The 8,800-nt window shown below is 50.5% G+C and carries 11 protein-coding genes; all 11 read right to left on the reverse strand.

Annotated elements, in window-relative coordinates; genetic code table 11:
* Nucleotides 1-11: 11 nt before the first annotated feature.
* On the reverse strand, nucleotides 12-3,185 hold the full coding sequence (locus tag C3F13_02915) for a helicase (protein ID PWB56030.1): 3,174 nt from the start codon (nucleotides 3,183-3,185) through the stop codon (nucleotides 12-14).
* A gap of 14 nt (nucleotides 3,186-3,199) precedes the next feature.
* Nucleotides 3,200-4,972 (reverse strand): DUF2326 domain-containing protein, encoded by a 1,773-nt coding sequence (locus C3F13_02920; protein PWB56031.1) that lies wholly within the window; start codon nucleotides 4,970-4,972, stop codon nucleotides 3,200-3,202.
* Nucleotides 4,969-5,214 carry a hypothetical protein gene (locus C3F13_02925; protein PWB56032.1) on the reverse strand — a complete coding sequence of 82 codons (246 nt, stop codon included), beginning with the start codon at nucleotides 5,212-5,214 and terminating at the stop codon, nucleotides 4,969-4,971. Before C3F13_02925 ends, C3F13_02920 begins: the two co-directional genes overlap by 4 nt.
* Complete coding sequence (locus C3F13_02930) at nucleotides 5,211-6,110, reverse strand: hypothetical protein (protein ID PWB56033.1); 900 nt, start codon at nucleotides 6,108-6,110, stop codon at nucleotides 5,211-5,213. The genes C3F13_02925 and C3F13_02930 overlap by 4 nt, the downstream gene beginning before the upstream one ends.
* 35 nt (nucleotides 6,111-6,145) lie before the next feature.
* Complete coding sequence (locus C3F13_02935; protein PWB56034.1) at nucleotides 6,146-6,358, reverse strand: DNA-binding protein; 213 nt, start codon at nucleotides 6,356-6,358, stop codon at nucleotides 6,146-6,148.
* Nucleotides 6,359-6,521: 163 nt separating this feature from the next.
* The gene (locus C3F13_02940) at nucleotides 6,522-6,959 is read right to left on the reverse strand and encodes a hypothetical protein (GenBank protein ID PWB56035.1); all 438 of its coding nucleotides are present in this window, start codon (nucleotides 6,957-6,959) and stop codon (nucleotides 6,522-6,524) included.
* A complete protein-coding gene (locus tag C3F13_02945; GenBank protein PWB56036.1) occupies nucleotides 6,947-7,351 on the reverse strand; it encodes a hypothetical protein in 405 nt (134 codons plus the stop codon). The genes C3F13_02940 and C3F13_02945 overlap by 13 nt, the downstream gene beginning before the upstream one ends.
* 54 nt (nucleotides 7,352-7,405) lie before the next feature.
* Nucleotides 7,406-7,594: a hypothetical protein gene (locus C3F13_02950; GenBank protein ID PWB56037.1), complete on the reverse strand. Its 189-nt coding sequence runs from the start codon at nucleotides 7,592-7,594 to the stop codon at nucleotides 7,406-7,408.
* A 20-nt stretch (nucleotides 7,595-7,614) separates the two neighbouring features.
* Entirely contained in the window at nucleotides 7,615-7,893 is a 279-nt protein-coding gene (locus C3F13_02955) for a hypothetical protein (protein ID PWB56038.1), read from the reverse strand.
* Nucleotides 7,894-7,903: 10 nt separating this feature from the next.
* Nucleotides 7,904-8,470, reverse strand: coding sequence for a hypothetical protein (locus C3F13_02960; GenBank protein ID PWB56039.1), 567 nt, complete (start codon nucleotides 8,468-8,470; stop codon nucleotides 7,904-7,906).
* Between the two features lie 13 nt (nucleotides 8,471-8,483).
* Nucleotides 8,484-8,800: hypothetical protein (locus C3F13_02965; protein ID PWB56040.1), on the reverse strand; the 317-nt coding region annotated here is incomplete at its 5' end.

Here is an 8,800-nt window from a genome sequence, read left to right on the forward strand (position 1 = left end):
TCTCTTATTGATTACGACAATTTCTGGGGTACGAGGAACATTAACGCAACCGGGAACATGCGAGTCTGCGGATCAGCATACCTGTCCTGAACAACTTTCTTTTCTTGTTTTATTTCGCCGGGTATCGCTGCCAGCCTGCGCTTCAAAGAATCAATGTTACGGTTCAACTGCTCCTTCTCTTCGCTCGTGAACAGTTCCAGTTGCACGGCTTCGGGCTCATCCAGTTCCTGACGGATGGACTCCGCCAACTCGTTGAGAATGCTCTCTATACTCGTTGCCTCAAAAGCGGCTCTTTCTGCCAGCAGTTTTTGGATACCTTCCACCCTATCATTGGATCGGGCTTCAAGTGCGGTCACAATTTGAGGAACAATCTTTGGATATAGGGCAAGCAGACGTTGCTGCATTGCTTTTGATGGCTCGTTGGCAGACACAGAAGCTATAGCGCTTGTCACCTGGCCAACGTTCATCCGCACCAGTCTGCCTTCCCTCAAATATCCACCAGCTGTGATGATCTCTTCATGAAGCCGGTTTTGATCGCCACCGATGACAACCAACCGGGCGAACGCAATGACTGCTGGATCAACGAGTACATTGTCCGGGACGATTCGGGCGGTCAGGCGATGTAACCCCTTCTTGCTTGCTGGAGACCAGACTTCCGCACGTAATAATCGCAAGGACATTTGCACAAGTCGGTGATTGAGGTGTGCAAGGACCACATCGTCCCGGCTATCTACTGACCTGTGATCAAAAACGATCGGGCGGATTTGTCCTGTATGGGGATGAGCCAATCCTTCCGCGCAAGCTGCCCAGCTGCCTGTCAGTGCAGGAAGATCATAGATAGTGATCTCACTCAATTGAGTACTCTGAACCTGGGGATCCTTAATCTTCCCCGGGATCAAAGGGCGCTGCCCCGCCAGTTCCAGTGCTGTCTCAACGATCACTTCTGTATTCTCGGGTGAAAAATCCATGGTTTGGCGGGTTTCTTGAAGTTGTTCCATGTGCTTGGCGATCTGGGTGCGAAGGTCGCGCTCGAATTTCAACATTCGTCGAACGGGTTCGCTGTCTCGCTCTGCCTGGGTGGTATCCAAACGCCGGCGTTTTCCCAGCATGGCTTCTTCGACCTGCAAAGCGATGACTGGTCCAACTTTCCCCAGATCTTCGCGGATCTGTTCAACCTTCTTTACTGCCCGAAAAAGGAATTCCAGATCATCTTCTAATCCACGCCCGCCCATATCCCAGGTACTCTGCTCGTGATCACGGAAGCCTTTGGTTACAAAATGATGGACCATTACATCTTTGGTTTGACCATGCCGATCCAGCCGGCCGTTACGCTGCTCCAGCCGATTCGGATTCCATGGAATTTCCATATGGATGATGCGGTGACAATAGTTCTGCAGATCTATGCCTTCAGAAGCAGCATCGGTTGCCAGAAGGATACGCACCGGGCTGATTTCTGGTCGTGCCTGAAATGCAGCTTTGATTGCTTCCCGATCTTCATCGGCCATACCACCATATAAGGTCATCAACCGGTCGTCCCCGGTGAATCCCTCTGAGGCCAGGATTTCTTGTAAAGAATTAAGCGTCGCTCGATACTCGGTAAATATCACCACCCGTTCGTTGGACCAAACCCCATTTGGTTTGACCGTGGTTCGTAGCCATTTCAAAAGCTCCTGGATTTTGCTATCCGGTCGTGAAGCCTGACGCTTTGCCCAAGTGTGTAGATTGTCTAGAAGTTCTTTTTCTCTTGACGTAAGGGGGCGGAACAGGCGGGATGCGGTCAGGATGGCATCATCTCCTGTCTCTTCTGTGGCTTCCTGAGTGTCATCTTCCTCTGCCGCCTCAAGCTGTTGCCGGAGGATCCCTAAAACTGGTTTATGTTGCTCGGTCGTAGCCTTGGTTTTCTCAATAGTCTGAAGGTGTTTCTCAAGAGTGAGCAAAAAAGCAGCAGGCGATGAGAATAGCCGCTTCTTCAACATTTTCATCATGAACTCAGTGGCGTACCGCTCGACTGCGTCTTTCGGATTTTGTTGCCGAAGTTCGGTATATTCCTGCAGCCAGGCATGGGCTTGCTTTTCCTCTTCGGTGTAAGCGACTTCGATTGCCTGGATATGACGTTTATGAAAGCGGGGAGTGCCGTCAAACTGAGGAGGCAGCTCGCTTTTCATTCGCCGGACCATTATCAATTGGAGTTGCTGTCGGTCAGGTTCGATCCCGCGGGCAAATCGCTGATTATCCAGCAGTTCCAGCAGCGCGGAGAAGGATTCCTTGTATCCATTGTGAGGTGTGGCGGTAAGGAATAACTTATGCTCAAAATGTGGGGCGATGGTTCGAATCGCCAATGTTCTCAACGAATCGGTGGCATATTTACCCCTTCCCACCGGGGCGACATTATGTGCCTCATCAATGATGAGGATGTCGAACTTTCGTGGGTATTTAGGCTCATCCTCGGATGGAAGGAGATCCTTGAATAGCCGCATGGGTCGGTCGCGTTTGATAAAGTCAATCGATGTGATCAGCCGGGGAAAATGGGACCATGGATTAGTGTGTAGGCCGCGCGTTCGCCGGAGTGTCCGCATCAATTCCGAATCAACAATTCGGAACTCCAGCCCGAATTTATCCCGCATCTGATCGCGCCATTGGATTTGAAGCGAGGAAGGGCAGACAATCAATACTGTCCGTGCGCGATTACGAAGAAGCAATTCCTGAACAACGAGGCCGGCCTCTATCGTTTTCCCCAGGCCTACATCATCTGCGACCAGTAAATTTGCACGAGGCATCTGTACAGCACGCACAAGAGGGTCAAGTTGATAATCTTCGATTGTGATTCCGCTACGAAAAGGAGCTTGAAGTGACCGAATATCGGCAGAACTGATTGCTCCCCATCGAACAGCATTCAAAAATGCGTCGAACCTTCTTGGATGGTCAAAACCGGAAGGATCAGGTAAGCCGGCCTTCTCATTAATCCTCGCATCGGGTTCAATTTCCCAGATGACCTGGAGTGTCTCTCCCAGCGCATCATCTTCAATCGAACTGAGTGTGACCAGGTGTTGATTGGTTCCCCCAGCATTTTGAAGAATCTCAACAGGAATTGCGCTCTGGAGTACATCAGATACAACATATCGTCGCTGGCGGACGGTAACGATTTGTCCAATTTCCGGGATTTGTCGAGATAATTGTGGATTCATACCCCCTCAATCAATTAACTAAACCTGATGCCAAAGAGACCACCATCATCAGTGGCATCAGTAAGTCTTACCGGCAACAAATATTTGGAGAGCCCATTCTCTTTAAACAATTCGGCTCGGACTTGATCAGAGTTAAGAGTAACTATGTATTGGAAACCATACCTATCAGCCATCTCGGCACCAACGTAAAGAGCTTTGCTAACTTGTCGTTCATCAACTCCATCGAATAAATGACTGTCATGTACCAGATATCCAGTACCTTCCTCTTTTTCCGCCCAAATTCGCATGAGCATCATATCGAAGCAGAAAATCTGCATATTGCTAATGCCCTTACTTCGTGAACCATGAATCTGAACATCGAAGATTGGGCCATTTGTTGATGTATCAATAGTAAGACTACCGGCATCCGCGTAAAGGGCTTTTGACACATCTTCGAAAGCCACAATAGCCTGTTTCAATACATCTTCTTGTTCTTGGTAATTTTGGCGAAGACGTAGATGTAATTTCTGACGTTCTATTTCCAACTCAGACTTAAGACCTTCTAGTTGCTCTGCCGCAGAATATCTCTGTCGCAGGCTTTGCAGTATTGATTCTTGCCTAGTGTGTTCTCCTTGTAGCTCAAGGAGTTGGTCCATTGCCCCGTGCGATCTCAAGATTCCCATGATTTGAGACCACCTTACCTCAATTCGTCTCATCTCCTGTTCTCTGGTCTGGATCCGCGTTTGAACGCCCTGTAATTCCCCAGACAAATACAACCTGCGGTTTCTAATGACAGCTTCATGAAAGGTACTGACTTCATCATAACGTTTACGAACAGCATCAGGCAAAACAAGCCCGACTTCCTTGTAGAGAGCTTCAAGATTTTCTTGCGAGGGAGGAGTTTCACTGACCAATGACGCGTTCAATTCTGATTCCAATTCCCGATCTATTGCATTCTCATTGGCTAACTGGTTCAGTTGGCGCGTCAAGGCTGATGCTTCTGTTTCAAGTTCTTTGTATTCAGGCAACACATTAAATTGGCCTATTTGCTCTTTCAAGGCAGAATATTTCCTTTCTGCCACTATTAACTCTGTCCTAAGTTTGGCTGTTGTTTCAATTGCTTCGCCTAACGCTCCCTCTTTGGCGGCCTTCTTAAGTTCTTTTAGGGTTTTTTCTCTTGTACGAACATATTCCCATTCCTGAGGGATTGTCCAATCAAGTCCTAGCAGGTATGACAAAGACACCTGAGTATCATAAGTTGCCTGTTCAGATGCATTTTGAAATGGCGTCGTGAAACCATTGTCAGATTGTTTTCGTACAAAGTAACTATACAATGATCTAAAACTTGGGCGATATTTTTTTGTGTCAGTAGTATCTTCCCCTAAGTCTACCAACCCAAACATAAGTTGTCCCAATACCCGACGCCAGTCCCTATTAGTTAACGGGTATTCACCAAGGATATCTGGCACAACATGAAAAGGCCAATTGTCTGTTCTGCCGTCTATTTTCCTCAAGACAACTTTACTTGAGTTCTGTCCATTTCTTTCAATAACTAACTTCGATCTTGACAGATCTAGCTCCATACTGAAAGATGCTTGCGAAAGCTCCTCCGTCCTAAATATCGAATCTTTCGAGAGGTTAGCTCCAGACAAGAAGTGGATAATCTCAATTAGGCTGGTTTTCCCCGCCCGATTTCGGGTGTGGCGCTCTGTCGCCTTGGGACTTTTATCTGCAAGCAAAATATTAAGTCCACCATGAAATTCAAGGAATTTGAACGAAGGCAGTGAGCTAATAATTCTATATATCATATCTTAGCTTTCGATATATAACCCTGGCCGTAAGTGATTGTATTAATTGAAAACAACAGATCAAGGGCAAGTACAAACCAATCAAATGTGACAGGTACTGTTGAACCATTTGCTTTATTTTGGCGTGAGAATTCAGCCCAAATTCGTGATATCGTTTTAGGCTCATCAATAATTGCCAATATACCGGCACCAACCGTAAGTAGAGCTCGATCACCTTGAAGATGCTTAGTGGGAAGTATCATCGTCCTACTCGCTCAAAAATTTCGCATTCCTCAAAAAGATAAGCTACTAGTGCTAATACTGCTGACTCGTAGGCTGGGTCCCCTCGACTTGCTCCACCAGCGAACTTTATCAACCCAGCAAAAATCTGATCTGGTGCCAGCCCTGAGGATTTCAGAGCTAAATATTCTGATTGAAAGGCGACAGCAATCTTGTCACCATATTGAGGATCATAATATTGCTTGAAAAACTTTTTTACCTGGTCCGTTTTTCGCATTCCTAACAATAAAAATGATGCCACATCGGCTGAGAGAGCATTTAGTGCTATTTTATCTTGAGGCGGCTGCCGTAAGTCAGGCTGTGCGACTTCGGGTTGTTGACTAATTACGCTCAATACAGTTATTAATTCTTTGTTGCCGACGCGTCTCATTCCATCTGCTGTGGGAACAGCTCCGAACAGCAACAAAAGATTTTCCGAGCAAAGTTGCCTTACCTCGACAAGTAACTCAGAATAACCATATGGTCTTACTCCGAGTGGTTTATGTTTTGCCTCCAGATCAAGAAGCTTGTGAGTGATTTCTGGACCTAGGCCAGATCGATCATTATGGACAAAATACCAAATATCATAATATTCTTGCCAGTAGGGAAGTGCACCATTAAAATCCTCGTCTATCTTATCAATAGCATCTTTTGCTGACATTTCATTAGGGGCATAGACCTGGTAAAGTTCCCGCCTCGACCTCAAATAGCCATCATTTTTCCTGTCGCCTGATCTTCCCCATGGTCGAACTCTCTGAAAATCGCCCGGGTATCTGCCTTCCATAATGTCCGCAAAGAAATTCTGGAATTCGGTTCCCTTGAGTTTCATAAACCGATTTTCAAACATGAGGTCATACCAGTGTTGTTCTGTTGGTTCCATTGCCCTACCCGTTTTACATCATAGAGTGGTCAGTGTTATTTGCTATTGGATGAGGTTCTTATCTGGTTTTTTAACGGAATGTCTTCTAACCATCTATCAACAGCCTCTTTTCTAAATCTCCAATGTTTGCCAACTTTTTGGCAAGGAATTTTTCCATCTTGCGCAAGCTTGTAGAGTGATGACAATGATATTCGCAAATATTGCGCCGCTTCTCCGATTGTCATTATTTCAGGCAAGCTATTTCGCATTATCACCTCTGCTAATCTTAAATTTTTCCTCCCGGCTAATTCAATATAGCAGATATTGCTGGAAATTGTCAATTGATTCTGGAGAATTCGTCGTTCTTACACCTATAAATTCGATTCTGACCTCAAAAGTTTTTACATCGATATATTAACCTGATTTCCTTCTTCATTTTCCATCCATCCTTGCCTCCGCCGTTCCTGTGATCTGATAGACCGCCGTAAACGGCAATATTCCAGGGATCAAAGAAGATAAATCCGCAGCCACGGAGACCGACACCACCTGTGTCGCTGCATCAACGCTGATCCCTGTCACTGCCACACCAATATGCCGGCTCCGCAGAAATGCCGAGTTCATCGAAGCGTAGGTCTGCGCCGTGCCATACACATCCGGCAGGAACTCGATCTCTCCCGTCTCCCGATATAACGCCACATTTATCCGGGAAGCAGCCGCGAGCGCAGCTGCGTCTGCGGCTTTTCCTACCTCCCCGCGCGCATAAACGATCCGCCCGATCTCAATCCCCACCGCAGTCAGAAGCAGCAAGCCGGTCAGGATGAGAGCGAAGAAAACGGTTGTCTGACCGCGCTCTCGCTTCATGGCCGCCATCCTTCCTGGCGGAACGTCGACTCCGCCGACACGGTCGTGAGAGGCCCAAGGCCGAAGCCGCTCCCTCCAGGGACAATCATGGGAATATGGGCTGTCACGCGGATGCGCACGGTCGTACCCACCACACCGCCAGGAGCAAGAACGGATACGGCTGCATCCCGGATGATCGGCTGGCCGGCCAGCGATGAACGAGCGGCCGAGACTGCTGCGCAGGGCGGACAGTCCTGGGCGACCGATCCCATGCGGGCAGCCTGCCGCGAGGCGTTCTCCACGATGGACAAGCCGTACAGGTACATCCCGAACTGGACCATCCCCAGGAACATGATGATGGCCGTTGTGACAACCAAGGCGAACTCTACGGAACTCTGCCCGCGTTCTTTTTGTTTGAACATGGATTGTCTCCTCGATAACTGCCGGCGGCCTTTGAGACCGCCGGCATCGAAGTGCTAACCACCGCCCATCAGGCTGGCGATGCGCTGGAACAGGGAGATCAGAGAGTCGCGGAAGATGGCGATCACGATCAGCACGGCCACGATCAGGCCGGCCAGGATGGTACCGAACTCCGCCGAGCCCTGGCCCTTCTCAGACTTGCGGAAGAAGGGGACGGGTGGGGTTTTGAACAGTTTTTTGGACATGGTTTCCTCCAAGGTGCAAACTAGGACATATTGAGACGATGGTTGTAGCTGGAGTGCGAAAGCACCTGCCGGGCTTCCACCCGGCCGTTCTTATCGTGCGCCAGGATGCGCCACGCGGGGCCGACCGGGATGGAGATCACCTGGCGGTTGAACTGCAAGCGCTTGCCGTGCAGCTGCCAGTACGGCGTGCCGGCCTCCAGGCGGGAGATGATGCTGCGTGCCTTCAACAGGATCGCCGTGGGTGCGTTATGGGTCAGGATGCCGCGCCGTTTGAAGAAATCGCAGGTAGGGCCTGGCATGGGTACACTCTCAGCGTTTTTCGACCGCCCCGACCTCGAACAGGTACAGGCGTTCTGCATCGAGCGGGCTGCCGCAGGTCTGCTGCCAGGCCAGCTTCGCTTCCAGGTCGAAGAACGGCCCGCAGGTGACGATGTTCATCTCGTGGACGGGCACGCGGCCCGGGCGGTCGCCGAGCAGCCCGACTTCGGCCTTCGCCAGCCGGCTGCGGCTGCGCGCCTTCAAGGACTGGATGAAATGGCCGGGCGGGACCGGGGTCACCACCAGTTTGCGGCCATCCTGGCAGGGGCAGACCAGGGCTTTCAGGCCGGCTTCCTCCCAAGGGTTCAGGGCCAGAACGAGCGGCGACGTGCCGAGCAGGCGGGAGGCCACGCCGGTCAACCACGTGCGGGCATCGGGCACACGCACCTCACGCATGGCGCGGGCGCGCTTCAGGCGCAGGTCCTGTTCGGCCCAGCGTGCCGCCTGTTCACGGATGCCGTCGATGGCCTTGCGCTGGCGTTCGTTGCCAACGGAGATCAGCGCGCCGAAGAAGATCACGGCGGCCAGGACAGAGAGAGCAAAGAGTACGTCTAACATGGGGATATTCCTTTCATGAATTGGATTGGGTCTGGTCATCCTGGATGGATGTGATGGTCTCGCCAAGGTGCTTGAGGGCGCGCGGGCGGGGATCGGACAGGCTGGCGGAGGCGAGGGCTGTCAGGAGCGCCACAAAGCCAAAGACCGGCCAGAGGAGGATCGACTTGCTTTGGACCGCCGGAGGGGGCGCCTGGGCTGGCCCGGTCTCCTGGTGAGCAGGAGCAGCGGGGGTCGGAGACGGAGGCGGCTGTGTAGGGACGGGTGTGGATGTCGCCGTGGGGGTGGAAGTTGGCGTAGGAGTAGATGTCGGAGATGGGGTGGGAGTGGGGG

This window comes from Anaerolineales bacterium (assembly GCA_003105035.1).
Taxonomy (GTDB): Bacteria; Chloroflexota; Anaerolineae; order Anaerolineales; family UBA4823; genus FEB-25.